This window comes from Cupriavidus pauculus, assembly GCF_008801835.1.
GTDB classification, from domain to species: domain Bacteria; phylum Pseudomonadota; class Gammaproteobacteria; order Burkholderiales; family Burkholderiaceae; genus Cupriavidus; species Cupriavidus pauculus.
On record NZ_VZOW01000022.1, the window covers coordinates 1 to 22,219 of the forward strand.

General features: G+C 66.1%; 19 protein-coding genes and 1 pseudogene. 13 read left to right on the plus strand and 7 right to left on the minus strand.

The genetic code is table 11. The annotated features are described in order from the left end of the window. Window positions 1–861, minus strand: a pseudogene (locus tag F7R19_RS20125) (hypothetical protein); the annotation flags it as partial. 692 nt (window positions 862–1,553) lie between these two features. On the opposite strand from F7R19_RS20125, the gene F7R19_RS20130 reads away from it, so the two are divergent. The 4 genes from F7R19_RS20130 to F7R19_RS20145 all read left to right on the plus strand — a co-directional run bounded on the left by F7R19_RS20130 (window position 1,554) and on the right by F7R19_RS20145 (window position 5,404). Beyond that, the gene (locus F7R19_RS20130) at window positions 1,554–2,336 is read left to right on the plus strand and encodes a GntR family transcriptional regulator (RefSeq protein ID WP_061955562.1); all 783 of its coding nucleotides are present in this window, start codon (window positions 1,554–1,556) and stop codon (window positions 2,334–2,336) included. Window positions 2,337–2,535: 199 nt separating this feature from the next. Continuing rightward, window positions 2,536–3,567 carry a tripartite tricarboxylate transporter substrate binding protein gene (locus F7R19_RS20135; RefSeq protein ID WP_150981771.1) on the plus strand — a complete coding sequence of 344 codons (1,032 nt, stop codon included), beginning with the start codon at window positions 2,536–2,538 and terminating at the stop codon, window positions 3,565–3,567. Continuing rightward, entirely contained in the window at window positions 3,564–4,883 is a 1,320-nt protein-coding gene (locus F7R19_RS20140) for a 3-isopropylmalate dehydratase large subunit (protein WP_150981772.1), read from the plus strand. The genes F7R19_RS20135 and F7R19_RS20140 overlap by 4 nt, the downstream gene beginning before the upstream one ends. Continuing rightward, window positions 4,880–5,404 carry a LeuD/DmdB family oxidoreductase small subunit gene (locus F7R19_RS20145; RefSeq protein ID WP_061955568.1) on the plus strand — a complete coding sequence of 175 codons (525 nt, stop codon included), beginning with the start codon at window positions 4,880–4,882 and terminating at the stop codon, window positions 5,402–5,404. Before F7R19_RS20140 ends, F7R19_RS20145 begins: the two co-directional genes overlap by 4 nt. A 19-nt stretch (window positions 5,405–5,423) precedes the next feature. On the opposite strand, the gene F7R19_RS20150 is transcribed toward F7R19_RS20145, so the two are convergent. Continuing rightward, window positions 5,424–6,179 carry a phosphoribosyltransferase gene (locus F7R19_RS20150; protein WP_150981773.1) on the minus strand — a complete coding sequence of 252 codons (756 nt, stop codon included), beginning with the start codon at window positions 6,177–6,179 and terminating at the stop codon, window positions 5,424–5,426. 380 nt (window positions 6,180–6,559) lie between these two features. Here F7R19_RS20150 and F7R19_RS29825 point away from each other — a divergent pair, with 380 nt between their 5' ends. Beyond that, entirely contained in the window at window positions 6,560–6,724 is a 165-nt protein-coding gene (locus tag F7R19_RS29825; protein ID WP_167585438.1) for a hypothetical protein, read from the plus strand. 176 nt (window positions 6,725–6,900) lie between these two features. Here the strand turns inward: F7R19_RS29825 and cynS are convergent, their stop codons facing one another. Together cynS and F7R19_RS29830 are read right to left on the minus strand one after the other, a co-directional pair. Continuing rightward, on the minus strand, window positions 6,901–7,344 hold the full coding sequence (gene cynS / locus F7R19_RS20155) for a cyanase (protein WP_061955573.1): 444 nt from the start codon (window positions 7,342–7,344) through the stop codon (window positions 6,901–6,903). Between the two features lie 69 nt (window positions 7,345–7,413). After that, window positions 7,414–7,557, minus strand: a complete 144-nt coding sequence (locus F7R19_RS29830) for a hypothetical protein (RefSeq protein ID WP_157779484.1) — start codon at window positions 7,555–7,557, stop codon at window positions 7,414–7,416. A 708-nt stretch (window positions 7,558–8,265) separates the two neighbouring features. Between F7R19_RS29830 and F7R19_RS20160 the strand changes: the two genes are divergently transcribed. The 5 genes from F7R19_RS20160 (at window position 8,266) to F7R19_RS20180 (ending at window position 14,261) form a co-directional block, all read left to right on the plus strand. Then, window positions 8,266–8,568: a YXWGXW repeat-containing protein gene (locus tag F7R19_RS20160; RefSeq protein ID WP_061955575.1), complete on the plus strand. Its 303-nt coding sequence runs from the start codon at window positions 8,266–8,268 to the stop codon at window positions 8,566–8,568. Window positions 8,569–9,450: 882 nt separating this feature from the next. Then, window positions 9,451–10,386: a helix-turn-helix transcriptional regulator gene (locus F7R19_RS20165; RefSeq protein WP_150981774.1), complete on the plus strand. Its 936-nt coding sequence runs from the start codon at window positions 9,451–9,453 to the stop codon at window positions 10,384–10,386. 403 nt (window positions 10,387–10,789) lie between these two features. Then, window positions 10,790–11,980: a GDP-mannose 4,6-dehydratase gene (gmd, locus tag F7R19_RS20170; protein WP_150981775.1), complete on the plus strand. Its 1,191-nt coding sequence runs from the start codon at window positions 10,790–10,792 to the stop codon at window positions 11,978–11,980. Beyond that, the gene (locus tag F7R19_RS20175) at window positions 11,973–12,956 is read left to right on the plus strand and encodes a GDP-L-fucose synthase family protein (RefSeq protein WP_150981776.1); all 984 of its coding nucleotides are present in this window, start codon (window positions 11,973–11,975) and stop codon (window positions 12,954–12,956) included. Before gmd ends, F7R19_RS20175 begins: the two co-directional genes overlap by 8 nt. 30 nt (window positions 12,957–12,986) lie before the next feature. Beyond that, window positions 12,987–14,261, plus strand: coding sequence for a WcaI family glycosyltransferase (locus F7R19_RS20180; RefSeq protein WP_150981777.1), 1,275 nt, complete (start codon window positions 12,987–12,989; stop codon window positions 14,259–14,261). A gap of 27 nt (window positions 14,262–14,288) precedes the next feature. On the opposite strand, the gene F7R19_RS20185 is transcribed toward F7R19_RS20180, so the two are convergent. Both F7R19_RS20185 and F7R19_RS20190 read right to left on the minus strand, forming a co-directional pair. Further along, a complete protein-coding gene (locus tag F7R19_RS20185; protein WP_150981778.1) occupies window positions 14,289–15,116 on the minus strand; it encodes a class I SAM-dependent methyltransferase in 828 nt (275 codons plus the stop codon). 206 nt (window positions 15,117–15,322) lie between these two features. Further along, a complete protein-coding gene (locus F7R19_RS20190; protein ID WP_150981779.1) occupies window positions 15,323–16,507 on the minus strand; it encodes a glycosyltransferase in 1,185 nt (394 codons plus the stop codon). Between the two features lie 253 nt (window positions 16,508–16,760). Here F7R19_RS20190 and F7R19_RS20195 point away from each other — a divergent pair, with 253 nt between their 5' ends. Both F7R19_RS20195 and F7R19_RS20200 read left to right on the plus strand, forming a co-directional pair. Continuing rightward, window positions 16,761–18,410 carry a hypothetical protein gene (locus tag F7R19_RS20195; protein WP_150981780.1) on the plus strand — a complete coding sequence of 550 codons (1,650 nt, stop codon included), beginning with the start codon at window positions 16,761–16,763 and terminating at the stop codon, window positions 18,408–18,410. 3 nt (window positions 18,411–18,413) lie between these two features. Beyond that, on the plus strand, window positions 18,414–19,541 hold the full coding sequence (locus F7R19_RS20200) for a CgeB family protein (RefSeq protein WP_150981781.1): 1,128 nt from the start codon (window positions 18,414–18,416) through the stop codon (window positions 19,539–19,541). A 110-nt stretch (window positions 19,542–19,651) separates the two neighbouring features. Here F7R19_RS20200 and F7R19_RS20205 read toward each other — a convergent pair whose 3' ends face one another. Beyond that, window positions 19,652–20,812, minus strand: coding sequence for a glycosyltransferase (locus F7R19_RS20205; RefSeq protein ID WP_150981782.1), 1,161 nt, complete (start codon window positions 20,810–20,812; stop codon window positions 19,652–19,654). A 251-nt stretch (window positions 20,813–21,063) separates the two neighbouring features. Here F7R19_RS20205 and F7R19_RS20210 point away from each other — a divergent pair, with 251 nt between their 5' ends. Beyond that, the gene (locus F7R19_RS20210; protein ID WP_084003921.1) at window positions 21,064–22,212 is read left to right on the plus strand and encodes a polysaccharide biosynthesis/export family protein; all 1,149 of its coding nucleotides are present in this window, start codon (window positions 21,064–21,066) and stop codon (window positions 22,210–22,212) included. The last annotated feature ends 7 nt before the right edge of the window (window positions 22,213–22,219 follow it).

Here is a 22,219-nt window from a genome sequence, read left to right on the forward strand (position 1 = left end):
GCCCAGGCCAGCGCCCAGGCCCGAACCGCCGCTGCCGCGTGCCCAGCCGCCGTCGCCGCCCGAACCGCCGCGTCCCGACGAGCCAGCGCTGCCACCTGCGCCAAGCGACGAGCCGCCGCGACCGCCAGCGCCCAGGCTTGCCGACAGCGCGCTGCCGCCGGAGCCGCGAGCATCGCCGCCATCGCCGCTGTAGCCGGAAGCGTTGCCGCCGCGGCCACCATTGCCGGCTTGGGCGCCATCGTTATAGGCCGAGCCGGAGGTAGCGCTGCCATTGGTCGCCGAGCCACCCGAGCCGCCCGATCCGCCATTGCCGCTGTTGCCGCCATTGCCGCCATTGCCGCCCGATCCGCCCTGGCCGGTGCCGCCATAACCCGTGCCGCCACGGCCGCCGGCCGCGCCATTGGCGTTGCCGTTGTTGGTGGCGTAGTTGCCGATGTTATGGATCGCGTTGCCCGATACCGTGCCGCTCAGCTTGCTGATCGCCAGCGCCTTGCTGCTGTTGAACGAGTTACTGAACGCCGCGGTGGCCGTGCTGCCATTGGCCGCCGAAGCATTGCCATAGCCGCTCATGTCCTGGTCGGTGGTATTGCGCGAGTTGGTGTCCGTGGTGGTCCTCGTGGACGTCCGGGTCGACGTCCGGTTGGATGTGAAGGTGCTGGTCCGCGTGGAAGTCGCGGTGCTGTTGTCCTGGTAGGCCTTCGAATTTTCATTGGCCGAAGCGCCAGACCCTTGTGTCGACGTTGCAGTCGCTGTGTTGGTATTGTTGCCGTTACCCTCATTCGTGTTGGTCGGATTCGCCATTGCCTGACCGGCGAAGCCGAGGGCAATGCCTACCGCCGACGCGAGTAAAGTCTTTTTCATACGAAGCTCCCAGGAAGTTTGTGCTACGGCTCAGCCTCCGGCAGGTGCTCTCGAGAACATCCGCTGGAGGATCAGGTCCAGCGAGGTGCCAGACCGGACCACCCTGGCGCATATTCAGTGCCAGCGCACGACGCCGGTGCACGTAATCCGTTGAAATACAACGGCTGCAGGGGTGTTACGCGGGAACTTTCCGGCCGATTTTGCTGCCGCTCTGCAGCATCGAGCTGTGCTTGGCAGTAGACATGTCACAGCGCTGTGACAGCGATTTGGGACGCTTGTCGAACATGCGTCTCATGGCGCCAAAAATCCGGTATGCATTCAAGGAGTTAGCACACACCCCCAGTGCAGCCCGCAAGGCGGCGCGGCGTAACGGGCATGAAACAAGGACAGGCCGGGGTGCGTCGCGGCCCGCGCCGCGCACTGAGGGGGCAAGCACCAAACCCGGTCAGATGTCGCAGCGTGCGCGTCGACGATCGGCCGGCGTGCGACCGGCGATTCCCTAGCGCGCACGGGCAATCCAGACGATTCGGACCCGATTCCTGCTCAACTTCGGCACAGTCGACGCCTGACCGCAACAAATTCATGCCCCAACCGCGTAGCCGGCCCCGCTTGCGTGTTTCACGCTAGGCGCTATGTCTGATTTAAAGTACATTAGTAGCATTCAAGACTTGTCAGCATCCGCAAGGGAAACCATGAGTGAAGCCGTCGTTCCCCTGTATCACCAGATTTACGTGGTCCTGCGCCAGCAGATCGTCGAAGGCCGCTTCGGCCAGGGACCGCTGCCCGGCGAAATCGACCTTGCCAAGCAGTTCCACGCCTCGCGCGTGACGATGCGGCGCGTGTTCGATCGTCTGGTGCAGGAAGGCCTCGTGCGCCGGCATCGCGGCCTGGGCACCTTCGTGAATCCGCATCCGGTCAAGCCGCAGGGCAGCGAGGAACGCGCCACCAGCCTGCTCGGCACCATCATCGACATGGGCGAGAAGACCGCGGTCAAGGTCATTTCCATCGACGAAGTCCACGCCACGCCCGAAGTCGCCGAAGCGCTGAAGATCCAGGTGGGCGATCCGGTGATCAAGATCGTGCGGGTGCGCCACTACAAGAATCGCCCGCTGTCGCACATCACCGCGTACTTGCCCGCCGATCTCGGCCGCCCGCTGGCGCGCAAGGATCTGGAAGCCACGCCGATGCTGCGGCTGCTGGAATCGTCCGGCGTGGAGCTGGGCCGCGCCTCGCAGACACTGACGGCGCGCCTTGCCGACGTCGTAGTCGCGCCGCTGCTCGATGTGCCGGTGGGAGGCGCGCTGCTTGCCGTCCGCCGCGTGGTGCTCGACAAGGCCGGACGCCCGGTGCAGTTGCTGATGGGCCAGTATCGTCCGGATCGCTACGAATACCGTATGGAACTGTCGCCGATGGGCGGTGGTGACAGCGCCAATGTCTGGGTGGAAAACGAAACCCGCACCGGCCTGCGCGACTGAGAACGCGGCTCACGGCGCAACTGGCACGCGCACCGTCGGCATCGTCCGCATCGTTCCTGGTGCGGGTCACCGCGGGCGCGCGCAAGCATCCTGCAAAGACATCCATGCCGCCGCACCGGGCATTCGCCCGGACATTTCCGGACCGGCCCTTCCGGGCGCATACTGCGCACTCCTGATCACACGTCGAGGAGCCTCAGACATGCCAGTCGTTTGCCCGGGCACCCATGCATCCGCCCGAAAATCCATTCGCTCGCGCACCGCACTCGGCCGCCGCCTGTTTGGCGCGACGCTGCTGACGGCGGCGTCGCTGCTGATCGTGCCGGCCGCGCAGGCCGCCATTGCAGGCGGCAAGCCGATCCGCATCCTGGTTGGCGCACCCGCGGGCGGTACCACCGACACGCTGGCGCGCACCATCGCGCAGGAAATCTCGCAGACGCTCGATCAACCGGTGGTGGTCGAGAACCGGCCCGGCGCGGGCGGCAATATTGCCGCCGACATGGTGGCCAAGAGCGCGCCGGACGGCACCACGCTGCTGATGAGCTTCACCAGCCATACCATCAACGCCTCGCTGTACAAGAAGCTGCCGTTCGATCCGATCCAGGACTTCACGCCGATCACGCTGGTGGCTACGGTGCCGAGCGTGCTGGTGGCCACGCCAAAGCTGCCGGCCAACAATATTCCCGAACTGATCCGCCTGGCCAAGTCGGAGCCGGGCAAGCTCAATTTCGGCATCGGGTCGGTCGGCTCGTCGGTGCATCTGGCGGGCGACATGTTCAAGATGATGACGGGCACCTACATCGTCAACATTCCGTACAAGGGCACCACGCCGGCCATCACCGACCTGCTGGCCGGCCAGGTCGACCTGATGTTCGCCAGCACGCTGAACGTGGCGCAGCACGTCAAGGCCGGCAAGCTCAAGGTGCTGGGCGTGACCAGTCCCACCCCGCTGCCGCAGTTTCCCGGCGCGCAGCCGATTGGCGCGACGGTGAAGGGCTTCGAATCTAACGCGTGGTTCGGCCTGTTCGGACCCGCCAACCTGCCCGCCGACATCACCCAGACGCTGTATCAGGCCGCGCGGCACGGGCTGGAGACGCCCAGCGTGCGCAAGCGCCTGGAAAACGATGGTGCGCAACCGAGCGCCATGCCGCCGGAAGCGTTCGCCACCTTCGTCAAGCAGGACGTCAAGCGCTGGGCCACGGTGGTGAAGTATTCGGGAGCCCAGCCGGAATGACGCGCGCCAGCGGCCTTGCCGTCGACCCACTCCCGTTGCCCGCCACGCTCGCGCAGAAGCTCGTCGCGCGCGCCGCCGGCGTGCCGCACGTCGCGCCGGGCAGCATCGTGATGTGCAAGGTCGATCTGGCGATGTCGCACGATTCCAGCGGGCCGCGCCGCGTCGCGCCGTTGTTGCGCGATCTGGGCGCCAGCGTGTGGGATCCCGCGCGTTTCGTGGTGGTGACCGACCACTTTGTCCCGGCATCCGATCCAGACGCCGAGGCGATCGTCCGTTTCACACGGGATTGGGTGCGCGAGACGCGCTTGCCGAACGTGATCGACAACGAAGGCATCTGCCATGTCGTGCTGCCCGAACGCGGGCATGTGCTGCCGGGCCGCTTCATCGTCGGCGGCGACAGCCACAGCCCCACGGGCGGCGCGTTTGGCGCGTACATGTTCGGCATCGGCGCCACCGAGATGGCCGGCGTGCTGGCAACCGGCGAGATCTGGCTGCGCGTGCCGCAGACCATCCGGATCGACTGGCAAGGCGCGCTCGGCGACGGGGTCTGCGCCAAAGACATCATGCTGTTCCTGTGCGCGACGCTGGGACTGGCCGGCGGACGCTACGAAGCGATCGAATTCACCGGCCCGGCCATTACGGCGCTGCCGATGCAGGAGCGTATGACGCTCACCAACATGTGTACCGAACTTGGCGCGCAAACCGGACTGATCGCACCCGATGCGACGACGATGTCGTGGCTGGCCGGCGCCGGTGTCGATGCGGACACGCTGGCGGCCATCGACCCGCGTCAATGGCGCACCGACGCCGACGCGCCGCTGCTGGCCATGCATCGCTTCGACGCCGACACGCTGGCGCCGCACGTGGCCGCGCCGCACTCGCCGGCAAACAGCGCGCCGGTGGACCAGGCGGCGGGACAGGACATCGACATCGCCTATCTGGGCGCGTGCACGGGCGCCAAGCTGGAAGACCTGCGCATGGCCGCGCGCGTGCTGCGCGGACGCAAGGTGGCGCCGGGCGTTGCGCTGCGCGTGGCGCCGGCATCGCTGCGGGACCAGCAGCAAGCCGCGCGCGAAGGCACGCTGGCCGCACTGACCGACGCGGGCGCAACCTTGCTGCCCAACGCCTGCAATGCCTGCGCCGGTTACGGCGCGAGCCGCTTTGCGGCCGGCAGCCGCGCGATTGCATCGACTGCGCGCAATTTTGAGGGCCGCATGGGAGACGCCGGCAGCGCGGTCTGGCTGGCATCGCCGATGACCGTCGCCGCCACGGCCGTGACGGGCCGCATTACCGATCCGCGCACGCTGCTCGCATGACGCCGGCGCCCGATTTCTCCCACCTGCCCTGCGGCCGCATCTGGCGTTTTGGCGACGACGTCGATACCGACGCGATGGCGCCTGGCAGGTACATGAAGGGCGGCCTCGATGCGCTGGCCCGGCATTGTCTGGAAAATCTGCGGCCCGAATTTCCGGGCGCGGTGCGCGCCGGCGATATCGTGGTCGCCGGCAGCAACTTCGGCATGGGATCGTCGCGCGAACAGGCGGCGCAAGCGCTGCGGCATCTCGGCATCGTGGCGGTGCTGGCGCCGTCGTTCGCGGGCCTGTTCTATCGCAACGCGATCAATATCGGCCTGCCTGTCCTGGTATGTCGACAGACTGACGCGCTCTCCGACGGTGCACGCGCCAAGGTCGATCTCGATGCCGCGCGCGTGCGGCTTGCCGACGGCGTGCAGATCGCCTGCGAGCCGATACCCGATTTTCTGCGCGTGCTGCTGCGTGCAGGCGGCCTCGTGCCGCACCTGAAGGCGCGCTTCAAGGCGCAACAGGACAGCCGCTGAGGACTTTGAGGCGTGTCGCTCAGCGCACGGCCGGACCGTTCCTGAACGGCGCGTCGTCGCGCTGCCATGCGGCAAAACGCGGCCGTGTCGACGCGCAGCCCGCCTCGCGCAGCAGCGCCATCGCCTCGTCATCGGACGTCTGCGTGAAATCGAGATAGAACGACCCTACCGCGCCAAAGTTGGCCGGCGTATTCAGGCACACCACCTGGTCGGCTGCATCGCGCAACGTCGCCAGCCCGTCGGGCGATCCCACCGGCACGGCCGCCACCACCTGTGCGGCTCCGGCCATGCGCACCGCGTCGAGCGCTACGCGCATGGTGGCGCCGGTGGCCACGCCATCGTCCACCACGATCACGCGGCGGCCAGCCATCGCCGCCACGGGACGCCCCTGACGGTAGTGCTGCTGGCGACGGCAGATCTCGCCGAGCTGGCGCCCGCGCTCGGCATCGAACGCACCCGATTCCATCGCGCGGCGCGCCCACGGATCGTCGTTGACCACGGTGTGCGGATCGCGCCCGCTGGCATCGCCTTCCACCACGGCGCCTAGCGCGAGCTCCGGATATCCCGGCGCGCCGATCTTGCGGACCAGCAGGATATCGAGCGTGCCGCCAATGACTCGCGCCACTTCGCTGGCCACGGGCACGCCGCCGCGCGGCAGGGCCAGCACCAATGCAGGCTCGCCGCCCGCGGCACGTGCGAAGCCCAGTTCGGCCAGCCGGCGACCAAGGTATTGACCCGCCTCGCGGCGGTCGGCAAAGCAGGGCGGCAGGCTCATGGCAAGCTCCCGCGTGAGGTGACTGGGATTGGCGCGGCAGAAGAAGTGAAGAACCGCTTCGGCGCAGTTCCACAGCAACTATAGACGCGAGGGACCACGCCGGCGGCGAGAGTTTTCCCGCCCGTTGCGCGCGCCAAACGCAGCGCAGCGCACTTCACATGTCAGATGCAGGTCCGCGCACCCGCGGCTACGCCCGCGCCGCTATGGATCCGATAGGCACGGACGATTGATCCGGGTTCTGAAACAGTCTTTTCGACATTGGCCCGCTGATCCCGGGGGCGCGCTTGCGTAGGATTGCTGCATGGCGGCAAACCCGTCAGATATCGATCCCCATGCCACGCGGCGCCAACCGGCCCGCCTTCGATTGAGTGAGCGTTACCGTGAATCCGCAACATATCTCCCGCACCGACGACGTGATCGAACAACCCGAAGCCGATCTCGACATCCCCTTTGGCTCGCTGGACGCGGCCGCCATGGCCGAACTGCCCTACACGTTCCGGCAGACCGGCACATGCACGCGCTATTACCAGGAATTTTTCGGCTGAATTGCTTCGGCTGAATCGCTTCCGCTGAATTGCCGGTCCGCGCCGGCAGCGGCCGGATGTCCAGCGGAGCCCGCCGGTCTGGCTGGCTCCGCTGGCGCCCCAGTGCATCGGGACGCACCACCGCACGGCCTGCGGCGCGGCGCCGACGCGGGGTCGGTCCGGCCGCGGCCGCGCGCTCAGTACGTCTTGTAGGGCAAGAACTTGCCGGACATCTCGATACGCACGCGATCGCCGTTCGGATCGGCCTCGCGTTGCAGGTCCATGCGGAAGTCGATGGCGCTCATGATGCCGTCGCCAAACTCCTCGTGGATCAGTGCCTTGAATGTGGTGCCATACACGCTGACCAGTTCGTAGAAGCGGTAGATCAGCGGGTCAGTGGGTACTTGCGTCGGCAGGGAGCCTTTGTAGGGCACGGTGCGCAGCCAGGGCTCGGCCTCCGCCGGCAGATCGAAGATCTCCATGACGGCGCGCGCGCCGGCCGCATCGAAAGTCATCTGCCCCAGGCACGCGGCGGTCGTCCATTCCTTGCTCTTGCCGACGCGCTCGGCCACCTGCGCCCAAGATATTCCGCGCTTTACCTTGGCCTCGATGATGAGGTCCGTCACGTCACTGCGATTCATTGTCAGTCTCTCCGTTTATCGTCAAGGAATACCGGAGAGGACGGCCATGCAGGCAATGACGCGATGGCGCTAGGGCGACTGCGTGCGCTCCAGGACCGCCGCGACGGCGTCGGCGCCGCCATCGTCGAATCGCACGCGTGCGAAATGCGGCACGCTTAGCGGGCTCAGCCCTTCGATCGCCTGCAGAACCAGCACGATGAGCATGACCGGCATGACGTCCTCCCTCGGGAATACGGCAAACAGACAGGCGCAAGCTTCGTGCCACGAAACCGGCCGCAAAAGCGTTGCAAGTTGACGCATCGTGGGGCGCGCCGGCGCCTCCGTGGCCCAGCCGACCCCTGGTTGCGCACTGTATCGGGGAAGGCGACGGCGGCCCGACAAGGCTGAAGCGTACCCGTTTCTGCGTTCCCGCGTACGGCCCGCGCGGCGCGCCGACAACACGCAGGAAACCCCACGAAGCATCCGGAAGCCGGTTCCGCCATCGCAGAATCTTTGCATGACTCATTTCCGATGTAACGCCAGATTACCTGCGACTGACCTGTCAGCGATCTCCCAGACGTTCACGTCACATTGCCGCTAACCCTTGTCACACAACGCCTGGCGGGCAAGCGCGGGCGACGTCGGACAGCCCTGCGCGCGCGGCGGCCATGTGAAACAGCCTTACAAGTGCAACCGTTCCAGCACAGGGTGCGCCGCTAGAGTGAAGCCGTGTTCAACGCGAACCGGAAATGGAGTCCCTCATGAAACGCGCAATCACCCTGGCCATCCTGCTTGCCACCACCAGCGCCCTGCTCTCGGCGTGCATCGTGGTGCCGCCGCGGGGGCCGCACTACCACTACTACCACGACCGTTATTGAGTACCGCCGCGCGCCTGACGATCGACTGAAATTTCCGGCCGCCCCGGACTGAAGGAGAAAAAACATGAAACGCCAACTCTTGCTTGCCGCTGCCGTGCTGGCCACGGGCGGAGTATTCGGACTGCTGTCGCCTGCGCAGGCCCACGGTTACTACGACAACCCGCCGCCCCCGCCGCGCCACGAGGCACGCCCCGCGCCACGGCCGGGGCAGGTCTGGGTGCCGGGGCACTATGACCGCGCCCATGACAAGTACGCCTGGCGCAGCGGCTACTACCAGTCCGCGCGCCCCGGTCACCACTACGTGCCGGGCCGCTGGGTGCATGGGCCGCATGGCTGGTATCAGCGTCCCGGCTACTGGGGCCGCTGACCGCGGCAACATAGAAAGTCAGCGCACGCTCCGCATGACGGCCCCGCTATTAGCACGCCATGCGGCAAGCTGACCTGACGTCACGAGCAATGGCGCGAGCGGGCCGCAACCACGGGCATGGGAAGCGGCCCGCAGCCATGTATGACCATCGATGACCGCCGCGCGCAAGCGACCGGATCGGGATGGCAAGCACAGGCGCAAGGCAAGGCGGATGGTGGTGGCAAACCATGCGGCCGGCGCGTTACAAGGCGTTTGTCCGTCCTGCCGATGCACGAATCGGCTCTCATTCTTTTGCACTAGTCCAAGCGGTGCCTCGCAAAACACCCACTCGTGAATATTGACTTTGGAAATACTTCCGAGCCGTTTCAATATTGCGCCACCACGCACGATTTTCGTTAATGCCACACCCCCCAAGCGGGTGAGCTTTTGATATTCAAGCAGTCATTTTCTTTCCAAATGGTTGCATGCGTGAAACAGTTTTGGAGCTCCCTGTTTCACGCGTGAAACTGCCCCGCCGCCTCATGCCGCATGGCCTTGTGCATACTTATCCCGCCAAATGCACGAGCCCGGGGGCGGATTATGCGATGAATGGTATTAGACCGGGCAATCCCCCCCGACCCGACGGCTTGCATTCGAACGGACCAGCCCATAAGATGGTTTTAAGTTCGATTTTGGAGCGAGATTTTCTTTCGGGTACGGGTACGGGTCATCCTTCCGGTCGCGCGGAGAAATCCAGACTAACAACTGGAATCGATCGACACGGGAGCATGGGTTTCCAGCTGCTTTCGCGGCATCGGCGCACCGATGCCCGCATTGCCGCCGCGCATTCCCACACGCAAAGCGTCCCGCTCTCTCACCCACCGAAACGGGGAGTCAAGAAGAATGAACGCCTTGCTGATCGAGGAGCACCCGCTGCTCCGGCTCGGGCTTTTGCAGATGCTCGAAACCATCCAGGAATTTGGACACGCGCTGGCAATTTCGTCGGCCGATATTCACCGCCTGGAGTCACCACACCGCAACGCCGAACTGCTGGTATTCGGCATGCCGGCCGACCAGGCCTCCGGCTGGGAACAACTGGAACAGGCGCGGGACCGCCTGGCTCCGCATCGCATCCTGGTATTGGCCGATACGCTGCCCCTGCATGTGCCGACCCCCGATGCCGCGCGCGGCATTTGCGGCTGCCTGCCCAAGTCCGCGTCCTTGGCCGTGATCGAGGCGGCCATTCGTCTGGCCATTTCCAGCGTGCAGGGATTGATGTTTGCCGGCGACGCCGTGCCGACGCCGGTTGCCTCGCGTTCGGCCATGCCGGCGGCGACGTCGCTTGCCTCGGCGGCGCCGCTGCCGCTGTCGTCGAGCCTGCCCCAGGACGGCGTGTCCCCCGTGGCCTGCGCCAGCGCGCTGCGTGCGGCGGTGGCCGTGCGCGATCTGACCAGCCTGCGCCCGGGCCAACCGATCGCATCGTCTTCGACCACCGCCACATCGCGGGCGCTGACCGAAGAAGAACCGAGCTACGACGAAGCGGAAATGCTCAAGATCACGCCGCGCCAGTACGAAGTGCTGGTGCTGCTGGCGCGCGGCTATCCGATCAAGACTGTCAGCCGCATGCTCAATATCTCGGTGGCCACGGTCAAGAGCCACGCCTGCACGCTGTATCAGCGACTCAAGGTCCGCAACAAGGGCGAGGCCGTCTACGCGGCGCTGCAACGTGGCGCCACGCTGGAATGGGTCAGCGGCGACGAGCACGCCGCACGGATCCAGCCCCCACGACGCGACGATTCGCGCTTTCCTGCCGCGCCCGGCCCGTCGGTCACGCTCTGACCGATCGACGATCGGCGCAACACACCTGCGCCGTTCTGGCGGGTACATCCTCGTACCCGCCGGTTCTCCGGCATCTCTTCCCTGTCGATGGTTCTGCACCGCGCGGCCGCTTGTCTCGCCGCACCGCTTCCCCCGCCCGATGCCTGCGCACCCGACGCGGCATAAACCATCCTGAACCAGCCTGAACCCGTCTGAAGACACGCGAGCGTGCCGGAGCGTGATGGAGTCGTGCCGACTTCCACCGGCAGCGTACCCATTTCTGCGTCCGCACTTTGACTGACCGTGTGCATCTCTGTGGGCTAGCCAACAGTGCCGTCGAATGCGCGCCGCTACAGTCGCCTCACGGGCATGCCGCGGCCCGGCGGACACCGTTTGCGGTCATCAGCCAGGAGCACAGGAAGATATGGGAGCCAACGACCTCCAGCCTCTTGCAGGAATCGGCGAACCGGCGCTCGCGCCGGCGCAGCGCCCGAAGCGCGCCCTGATCACCGGCATCACCGGACAAGACGGCGCCTATCTGTGCGAGTTGCTGCTTGCCAAGGGCTACGAAGTGCACGGCATCAAGCGCCGCAGTTCGCAGTTCAACACCGAGCGTATCGATCATCTCTATCAGGACCCGCAGGCGCCGGATCGCCGGCTCTTCCTGCACCATGGCGACATGACCGATACGGCCAGCCTGATGCGCGTGGTCCAGCAGTCGCAGCCCGACGAGGTTTACAACCTGGCCGCGCAAAGCCACGTGCAGGTGTCGTTCGAAGAGCCCGAGTACACCGCCAACACCGATGCGCTCGGTACGCTGCGCCTGCTCGAAGCGCTGCGCATCCTCGGTCTGGAACGCACCGCGCGCTTCTACCAGGCCTCCACGTCAGAGCTGTACGGCCTGGTGCAGGAAATCCCGCAGAAGGAAACCACACCGTTCTATCCGCGCAGCCCGTATGCGGCCGCCAAGCTCTATGCGTACTGGATCACGGTGAACTATCGCGAAGCCTATGACATGTACGCTTGCAACGGCATCCTGTTCAATCACGAGAGCCCGGTGCGCGGCGAGACCTTTGTCACGCGCAAGATCACGCGGGCCATCGCGCGCATCGCGCTGGGCCTGCAGGACACGCTGTACCTGGGCAATCTTTCGGCGCTGCGCGATTGGGGCCACGCGCGCGACTACGTGCAGATGCAGTGGCTGATGCTGCAGCAGGCGCAGCCCGAGGATTTCGTGATCGCCAGCGGCCAGCAGCACAGCGTGCGCGAATTTGTCGAACTGGCCGCGCAGCATCTGGGCATCACGGTCACGTTCGAAGGCCACGGCACCGAAGAGGTTGGCGTGGTCAGTGCGATCGATGCCAACGCGCAGCGGCAGCGTCCCGCATGCCAGGTCGGCGATGTGATCGTGCGCGTCGATCCACGCTATTTCCGGCCGACCGAGGTGGAAACGCTGCTCGGCGATGCCAGCCGCGCACGCGACAAGCTGGGCTGGTCGCCGCAAACCGGGTTCGAAGCACTGGTGCGCGAGATGATCGAATCCGACTACGCCGCCGCGCGGCGCGACGCGCTGGTGCGCCTGGCCGGTTTTCGCGCCTACGATCACCATGACTGAGTCCCGGCCCCGCATCTTCGTCGCCGGCCACCGCGGCATGGTCGGCTCCGCCATCACGCGCGCGCTGCACGCGCAAGGCCGCGCCGATATCGTGACGCGAACCCACGCCGAACTCGACCTGACCAACCAGCAGCAGGTGCAGGCGTTCTTTGCCGGCGAGCGCATCGATCAGGTGTATCTGGCCGCCGCGCGCGTGGGCGGCATCCACGCCAACGACACCTATCCCGCCGAATTCATCTACCAGAACCTGGCGATTGCCACCAACGTGATTCACGCGGCGTGGCAGCACGGCGTGCGCAAACTACTGTTTCTGGGATCGAGCTGCATCTATCCTCGTCTGGCCACGCAGCCGATCCGCGAGGACGCGCTGATGACCGGCGCGCTGGAGCCGACCAACGCGCCCTACGCGCTGGCCAAGATCGCGGGCATCCTGCTGTGCGACAGCTACAATCGGCAATTCGGCACCGACTACCGTTGCGCCATGCCGACCAATCTCTACGGGCCCGGCGACAACTATCATCCCGAAAACAGCCATGTGATACCGGGCCTGTTGCGCAGGTTCCACGACGCCGCATCGCGCGGCGCATCGCATGTCGCGGTATGGGGCACCGGGCGGCCGCTGCGCGAATTCCTGCATGTCGACGATCTGGCCAACGCATGCCTGCACATGATGTCGCTGCCCGAGGCCGAGTATCGCCAGGCGGCGCGCCATGGTTTTCTGAACGTCGGCAGCGACGACGAAGTCAGCATCGCCGCGCTGGCCGCGCTGGTAGCGCAGGCCACCGGCTTCAATGGCACGATCGGCTTCGATCCGTCGCGTCCCGACGGCACGCCGCGCAAGCGCCTGGACAGCGGCGCCATCGGCGCCACCGGCTGGCACGCGCGCATTGCACTGCGCGACGGCTTGCGCGACACCTATCACCGCGCCGTGGCCGATGGCCTGCTGCGTGCGCACGATCCCCTGGTCACGACATAAGCGCCCCGTGCGCAACGCTGGCGAGCAACGATGAAGATCCTGATGGTCAGCCTCAACTACGCGCCGGAGCTGACCGGCATCGGCAAGTACACCACCGAGCAGGCCGAATGGCTGGCCGCGCGCGGCCACGCGGTGCGCGTGATCGCCGCGCCGCCGTACTATCCAGCGTGGCGCATCGGCGACGGCTATCGCGCATGGCAATACCGGCGCGAAACCCTGCGCGGTGTCGACATCTGGCGCGCGCCGGTCTGGATTCCCGCACGGCAGTCGGGCCTGCGTCGGCTGCTGCATCTGGCCAGCTTTGCCGTGTCGACGCTGCCGCTGCTGGCGCGCCAGTGGTTCTGGCGTCCCGACGTCGTGTTCACGGTGGAGCCGCCGCTGATGTGCGCGCCGGCCGCCACGCTGATGGGCCGGCTGGCCGGCAGCAAGACGTGGCTGCACGTGCAGGATTACGAAGTCGACGCGGCCTTCGCGCTCGGCCTGCTCAAGCGCCCATGGTTGCGGCGCGTGGCCATGCGATGCGAGCGCTGGCTGCTGCAGCGCCAGGACTGCGTGTCGTCGATTTCGAACAACATGGTGGCGCTAGCCATCGCCAAAGGGGTGCCGCCCGCACGCGCGGCGTTGCTGCCAAACTGGACCGTGCTGCATCGGACCGATCCCGCAGCGGTGCGCGCCATGCGCAAAGAGCTTGGTGTGCCCGATGATGCGGTGCTGGCGCTGTACTCGGGCAACATGGGCGCCAAGCAGGGGCTGGAACACCTGTCGGCAGCGGCCGCGCGCCTGCGTGATCGCGCCGACATCCATTTCGTGTTCTGCGGCGACGGCGGCGGTCGCGCCGCGCTGCAGGCGGCCTGCGCCGGGATGGAGCGCGTGCGCTTTCTGCCGTTGCAGAGCAACGAGCGTTTTCCAGCCCTGATGGCGGCGGCGGACATCCATCTGCTGCCGCAACGTGCCGATGTCACCGATCTGGTCATGCCGTCGAAGCTGACCGGCATGCTGGCCAGCGCGCGCGCGGTGGTCGCCACCGCGGCTGCTGGATCGGCGCTGGCCGAGGCAGTCGGACGTTGCGGCCTGGTGGTGCCGCCCGGCGACGAGGACGCCTTCGCATGCGCCATCGCCGCGCTGGCGGACGCACCCGAGCGGCGCGCCGTGCTGGGCGCAGCGGGTCTGGCCTGGGCGCGTCAGCATCTGGAGCGCGATGCCGTGCTGGCAAGATTCGAGCAGACGCTGCTGGAAATGTGCCCCGCCGCGCAACGCGCGCCCAAGCCGAAGGACGACGTTCGCGCAGTGGAGGCGCGCCGCTAGGGCGCGTCGCGAGAGATCACACGTGGCTCACGTCGTGCGCGGCTTGCGCGCCACGAAGTGGAACCAGAACACGCGGCGAAGATCGTCGCCGGCATTCAGTTCGTGCTCGCTGAGATTGCCGAAGACATGCTCGGTGTGAAGCCCGTAGTCGGCCAGCGCGCGCTTCTGCGCTTCCAGTTCCGTGTAGTAGATCACGATGCCAAAGCGGTGCGCCGCGCAGACGCGCAGGCCAAAACCATCGTACTGGCGATTGAGCCGCGAATGGCGCACGAAGTTGAACGCGCCGCTCGGCAGCCGCGCAATCACGCGCGCCGTCTTCAGGCCGAAGTCCAGCGCATTGCGCGCATCGTTGGGCCAGTTCAGCATATTGAGCAGGTTCTCGCGATAGCCCGGGCCAAGCATGTTGTGCGTGGAAAACAGCAGCAGCCCGCCCGGGCGCAGCACGCGCGTGAATTCGTGCAGGATCGCCTGGCGGCCCACCGGATCCACCGCGTCGATACCGTTCCAGCTGAACATCACGAGCGAGAAGCTCTCATCGTCAAACATCGACAGGTCGCGCGCATCGGCATGCAGCACCCTCACATCGGGATAGTTGCGCTTGCAGACGTCGACCAGTTCGGCGGTGTAATCGACCGCCGTGTAGTTGTCGCTGAGCTGCCGCAGCAGCGGGACCGTACGTCCACCGCCCACGCCGACATCGAGCAACGCCTCGCCGCGCACCTCGTCGGCCACACTGGCCAGCGCGCCCGCTTCGCCAGGGTCTGTGAAGCCGGTCAGCGCGCCGAACAGGCGCCGCGCTCCGCCGCTTCGCCACGCCTTGCGATTGATCTGATCCTGCGCCGTGTACGTCATCATGATGAACTCCGTTGGGCATCGGAAAAACAGCGTCGCGGCCATGCTGTCTGGCTGGATCGACCGTTTGAAAAAACTACCGGTCTGCTGGGACTTGCAGATGGTAGGGAGTTTCAATCGCGTGTTTTGTGCGGCAGCGCACATAGCGCGGAACGACGACCGTGTCGCGCGCGTCGATCCAGGACCAAGCCCGTAGCGCGTGAGAGCGGCTAAGCGCGCGCGTGTGCCTGAAGCACGTCCCGATAGATCTTTTCATAGGCATTCAGTGCGCTGTCGGCGGAAAAGCCGGCCGCATGCGCGATCGCCCGCTGCGCGTGGCGCGCACGTATCGATGGCGACCACGCCGCTATGTCGCCCAGCACCGGCGCATGGCGCGCGGCCCAGTTCTGACGATCGTGCTCTCCGCTTTCGGGCATGCGTTCGATCAGCGTGGCCACATCGCCGCCGATCTCGTTCATCGGCGCGCGGTCGGTGGTCAGCACCGGCGTGCCGCACGCCATCGCCTCGATGATCGGCCAGCCGAACCCTTCCTCGAGACTCGGGAACAGGAACACCGCCGCCAGCGCGTAGGCCGCGTGCACCGCTTCGGTAGGCAAGCCGACAAGCCAGCGCACCTCGCCGCCCGCCAGCGCCGCTTGCGCGGCCAGTTGCTGCATGGCCGGTTCCGGCTGCACCGGCCCGAGCATCCACAGCACACGCGGCTGCGCGGTGATGCGGCAGTACGCCAGGTAGAGCGCCAACACGCCAAGGCGGTTCTTGTACCACTGGTTGCCGCCGATATGCAGCAGCATGCCCGGCGCGACGGGTTCGGAGACATACCTGCGCAGCGTCGCCAGCGCCTGCTGCGCGGCCATCGGGGCGAACGGATAGTTCAGACCGTTGTAGACCACATCGCAGCGCGGCGGCGGGCCCGGATGAAAGCGCGCAAGATCGCGCGCGGTCGCTTGCGACACGGCGATGAACGCATTGCCGCGCCCAAAGCCGCGCCGGATCAGCGACTGATACAGGCGGCCGGTCCACTTGAGTCGACGGCTCGGGAAATCGCCGGCCAGTTCGCGCTGCGGGTTGAAATCGTGGCTATGGATGACATGCGGCCAGCGCCACAGGAACGACATCCACATGCCCAGCGCGTGATCGCCCAGCACCACCAGCGGCGGCCCCTGCATATGGCGCAGCCGCATCGTCGCGGACAGCGGGAACAGCACGAACTGATCGATATAGCCGAGCCACTTGCGCGAGCGCGGGCCGATGCCCAGGCGTCGCACCAACCCTTCGGGCCGCCACAGCTCCACATCGTGCCCCCGCGCGCGCATGCCGTCGGCCACCATCGTGACAAAGCCGTTCATGCTGGGACTGCCAAAATAGGCCGGATGGCCGAACACCACGATCTTCACGGTCTTGCTCTCCGTCGACGGCCGACGCCGCGGCCAAACCTTGCCGCCATGGATGGCCGAATTGCAGCGCCGATGGCCGCGCCAATTGTCACGCCGCGTGCCACGCCGTACGTCACGGATCATGCGCGGCACACCGTCGCGCGACTGTTCGGCACCCAACGCTGGCGGCCGCTGGCGCGCAAAGTGTGCTAGCCCACATCCGCATGCGGTGATCCCCGGTAGGCTGCGTTTCATCCGCCTTCAGGAGGCCGTCATGTCCACCATCACGTTGCAGAGCATCGCCGCACCGCGGCCGCTGCGCTTCCAGCGCTGGCGGACCGTGCTGCTGCTTGGCTGGATCGCAGTGGTGGTGGTGCAGGCGCTGATCTGGCTGAATGCCGCCAACGTGGCCGCCGCGCTGATGGCCATCGCCGGCGGCAGCCTTGCCGTGCATCTGATGGCACGGCCCGCGCGCTTGCGCGCCTATCCGATTTCGTCGTCGATGCTGCTTGGCTACGCCACGTCGTATTTTCTGTTGCCGCCCGTGGCAACGCTGATGGAATGGAAGCCGCTGACCTATAACCTGCTGCATCCGGTACTGGACTTCGCCCATGCGCTGATCTGCATGCTGGCGCTGCTGGGCGCGCACAAGCTGTACCGCAAGAGCAGCGCCGCCATGCAGGCGCGGCTGGTGATCGTCAATCACGTGTACCGTCCGCTTGGCTTCTTTCGCTCGCCGGGCAACGTGCAGTTGATCATGATGGGCAGCATGGGCCTGGGCGCGATGGTGTACCAGGTGTTCGTGGTTGGCGCGATCACGGAAGGCAGCGGCGGCGCACTGAACCGGCTGATGCAGGCGATGTATCCGCTGGCGTACCTGCCGTTCTGCATGATCGTGCGCCCGCTGATCGGTGTGCATACCTACATGCCGCTGTCCGCGCGCTGGAAGTTCATCCTGACCATGTACACGGTGGTGCTTGCCGTGGTGTCGATCGGCAGCAACAGCCGCGCGCTGGTGTTGATCGGCACGATTTCGGTATGCCTGATCATGGCTTATGGCTTTATCACCCGCACGCTGCCGATGCGATTGTTCCGGCCGCGTCGGCTGGTGCTGATCGGGCTGGCGCTGGCGCTGCTGCAGGGGCCGGTCTCGGATCTGGCCACCAGCATGGTAATCGCCCGCGCGCAGCGCAATGACGTACCGGCCAGCCAGTTGATCAGCGCCACGATCGAGACCATGCAGGACCAGAACGCGATCCGCGAGCGCCGTCTGGCCGACGTCAACGACGATCACGCCACATGGGACGAGCGCTATCTCGATAACGTTTTCCTCGCGCGCCTTGCCAACTGGAAATTTGCCGACGCTACGCTCGACCTGGCCTTGCGGCAAGACGCCTCGGCGCGTGCCGAACTGCGCAGCCTCGAATGGCAGCGCGTGCTGAGCGCGATTCCCGCACCGCTGCTGGAAACGCTGGGCTTGGCGGTGGACAAGAACATGGTCACCACGTCGTCGATGGGCGACCTGATGCTGTTCACCGTGACGGGCGACACCGATGCGCTGGGCGGCTTCCGCACCGGATCGATCTTCGGCAGCGGCTACTCGTTGTTCGACTGGCTCTACCCCGGCGTGCTGGCGATGCTGGCGATCGTCACCTTTGCCCTCGCCGATGCGCAGACCACGCGCCACACGCTGCCGTCGCGCCATGGCGGCGCGCCGCAGTGGCTGCCGGTGTTCAGTCCGCTGGCGGTCACACGCTATTTCACCTGGGTGTTCTACCTGACCAGCGCCGCCACCGGCGTGGAATCGCTGTCGGGCCTGACGCAGTTCATCGTGCGTGGATGGATCGAGGGGGCGTTTGTGTACGCCATTGTCTATTGGGTCTCGCGCGCGATGCTGCGCGCAATCGGCAAGGGAGCTGCTTGAACCATGGCCAGAATCCTGTATCTCGGCTGGACGCTGCAAGGAGGCACCGCACTGTGCCGCGCGCAGGCGCTGCGCCGTCTTGGACACACGGTCACCATCGCCGACCCCGTTCTGGCGGTGGATCGGCAACTGAGCAACCGCTGGCTTGGTGCTGCGCATTTCCGCACCGGCTACCGCGCCCTGCAGTGGACCATGCACGACTGGGTGGCGCGCATTTGCGCGTCGCTGGGCGACCCGCCCGACATCGTGTGGGTCGATAGCGGCGAACTGCTGGGCATCGACTGCATTCGCCTGCTCAAGAGCACCGGCGCATCGACGGTGCTCTACAACCACGACGATCCCACCGGCCCGCGCGACGGCCAGCGCTTTGCCTCGTTGCGCAACGCGATTTCCGCCTATGACGTATGCGTGGTGGTGCGCGACGAGAATATCGACGAATTCCGCGCGCTGGGCGCCTCGCAGATCCTGCGCGTGGACCGCAGCTACGACGAGGTCATGCACGCGCCGTTTGCCGATCCTGCCGACATTGCGCCGGAATTCCGCTCCGAAGTGGCCTTCATCGGCACCTGGATGCGCAACGAGCAACGCGACCGCTTTATCGTCGACCTGATCAACCGCGGCATTCCGGTATCGGTGTGGGGCGCGCGCTGGGGACTGTCGCCGTTCTGGCCCATGCTGCGGCCATACTATCGCGGCGGCAATTTGAGCGGACGCGAATACGTGGCGGCGATCCAGGGCAGCAAGATCTGCATCGGCCTGTTGTCGTCGGGCAATCGCGACCTGCACACCACGCGCACCATGGAGATTCCCTACGCCGGCGGCCTGCTCTGCGCGCAACGCACGCATGAACACATGGCGATGTTCGAGGACGGCCGCGAGGCGGTGTTCTGGGGTAACGCCGACGAATGCGCGCACTGGTGCCGCACGTTGCTGGCCGACGGCGCCCAGCGCGAGTCGATCCGCCTGGCCGGTATGCGGCGCGTGCGCGCCAACGGCGTCGGCAACGAAACCATCTGCGGGCAGGTGCTGGAAACCGCGCTGCAACTGCGCGGCCAGGGACTATCGGCGCCCCGCCCTGTCGTCGCCGCAACACCGCCATCGCTTCTGGCAGATGTGGTAACCGAATCCTGAAGCAGCTTGCGGCCCGGCACGGCCGTGCCGCAAGCTGCCTTGCACCAGCGGCGGCGCGGCTTGTCTCGAATCGCCCCGGCCAACTGCGCGCGGGGCGAACCTGCCTCTGCTTATCCCACCGCCACCGGGGCGTTCACGATATCGAGCAACTGATCGGCGAAGCGACTGCTCTGAAAGCGCGATTCAAAGCAGTCCAGTGCGCGCTGGCGCATGCGGCTGCGTTCGGCGGGCGTCGTGGCGATCCACTGGCGCAGCACGCGCTCGGTGTCCGCGGCGGTGTCGTCGCAGATCATCCCCGCGCCGTCGGCTTCGATTTCGCGCCAGATATTGACCTTGTTCGAAATCAGCACCGGCACGCCACAGCCGAGCGATTCGGCCACCGCAACCCCAAAGTTTTCCTGGTGCGAGGGCAGGCAGAAGGCTTCGGCGGTTTCGAACGCACCCCATTTCAGATCGCCCTGCAGCATGCCGGTCCAAGTGATCCGATCGGCGACGCCGGCGCGATGCGCAATCGCCTCCAGCTGGTGCCGCATCGGCATGTCGCAGGGACCGGCCATGATCAGGTGCAGCGAGCGATCCGTGGCCGCCACGCTGGCGAATGCTTGCACCAGCAGATCGCAGCCCTTCTTTTCGTGGATCCGGCCGAGGAACAGCAGGTTGCGGCGCCCCGCTGTCTCCGGAAATGCGTGCGTGAAAGCCGCGCGCATCGCAAAGCGGTCCGCCGGTGGCGGCGACGTGCCAAACGTCGTGACCTGTTCGCGGCACTGGTACAGGCCGAACGACTCGCGCGCGCGCAGGCGTTCTTCCTCGGCGGTGAACAGGACCGCGCGTGCATCGCGCAATACCCAGTAGTCGCCAACCGCCCAGTAGAGCGATTTCTTCAGGTGTTTGAGCGGGTAGCGGTGCTTGAACCACGGATCGAGCATGCCGTGTGTGAACACGAAATATGGAATGCGCCGGCGCCGCAATGCCAGCCAGGTGGCCAGGCTGTGGAACTGCCAGATGCCATGCACGATGATCACTTCGTACTCTTGCGCGTGATCGCTGAGCCAGTGCAGCAGGCGCATGTTGAAACCGTAGCGCAGCCGCGCGGGCCCCAGCGCAATGACATCGAGCCCGCTGTTTGTCACGTAGGGCGCATCGGGCGCATCGCTGCAGCAGATCTGCGCCTGCACGCCGCGCTCTGATAAATAGACGCCCAACTGCCGCAGACCTTCGATCGGGCCGCCACCCACGGGATCGATCGAATTGATGACATGTAAAAGCCGCATGGAACCTCCGCGCACGCCGGTTGATGACGGCAGGCTAGCCCGCTGGTCCCGCGAAATCCGTACGCTGCGCCACAAACCACGCTGGCAAGACATCGCCATCGATAGCAGCGTGCATCGCGCACATGCGCTCTGCGCCAATGTGGTGAAGCGTACCGAAGACACGTTGCGGCACTTCTACTCTCGCTACATCGGTAGGCACCGCCGCGCTTTGCTTGACGCGTGCCTTTCGCATCAGCGTAGGGAGAAATGCGATGTCATCAGGTCGTTTCGCCATCCTCGTCGACGGGCAACGTCGATCCACCCTGGTTTCACTGTGCGCCGCACTGCTGCTGTCGGCGTGCGCCGCCGCGCCGGGCATGCGTATTTCCGACGCCGCCATGCAGGCGTCGGGCGGCGATACCGAAAAACCACCGGAAATACTGCCGATCACGCTGAAGCTCAACGAGGAATTGCGCAAGAACGCCAAACCTACCAATGTCGGCGTCGAACAATTGTTTGGAACGCCGCAGCCGTACCGCGTCGGCCCCGGCGACATCATCTCGGTGGTGGTGTGGGATCACCCCGAGCTGGTGTTTCCTACGCAGACCTACAGCGTGGCCACCGCGATGGAAATCCCCGTCACCAGCGGCGGATCGAACATGCCCGGCTACGTGGTGAGCCCCAGCGGCGATATTCAGTTTCCATATGCGGGCGTGATGCATGTCGCCGGCAAGACCACCAATGAACTGCGCACCGAGATGTCGCGCGTGATCTCGCGCGTGGTGCGCGATCCGCAGATGACCGTGCGGGTGCTGGGCTTCCGCAGCCAGCGCGTGTATGTGGATGGCGAAGTGAAGACGCCGGGCGCGCTGCCGATCGACGATGCGGCGATGACGCTGGTGGAAGCGTTGAACCGCGCGGGCGGCGTGCTGAACCTGACCGGCGATAACAGCCGCATCCGCGTGACACGCGGCGAACAGACCTGGTACGTCGATATGCCGGCGCTGCTGCGCAAGGGCATCGATCCATCGCGCATCCTGCTGCGCAATGGCGACATCGTGCGCGTGGAGCAGCGCGAAGGCAGCAAGGTCTTCGTCACCGGCGAAGTGGTCAAGCCGGTGTCGCTGATCATGCGCGATGGCCGTATGTCGCTGAACGAAGCGCTCGGCGATGCCGGTGGCGTGAATCCCGGCACCGCCAATGCCGGGCAGATCTACGTGATCCGCAAGCGCGAGGACGGCTCGCCGCTGGTGTATCACCTCGACGGCACATCGCCGGTGGCGCTGGCCGTGGCCGAAGGGTTCGAGATGCAGCCCAAGGACGTGGTCTATGTCGACGCCAACGGTGTGGTGCGCTGGAGCCGCGTGATGAGCATGCTGATCCAGCCGATCACCGGCACCGCCGGCTTCATGCGCTATTGAGGATGGC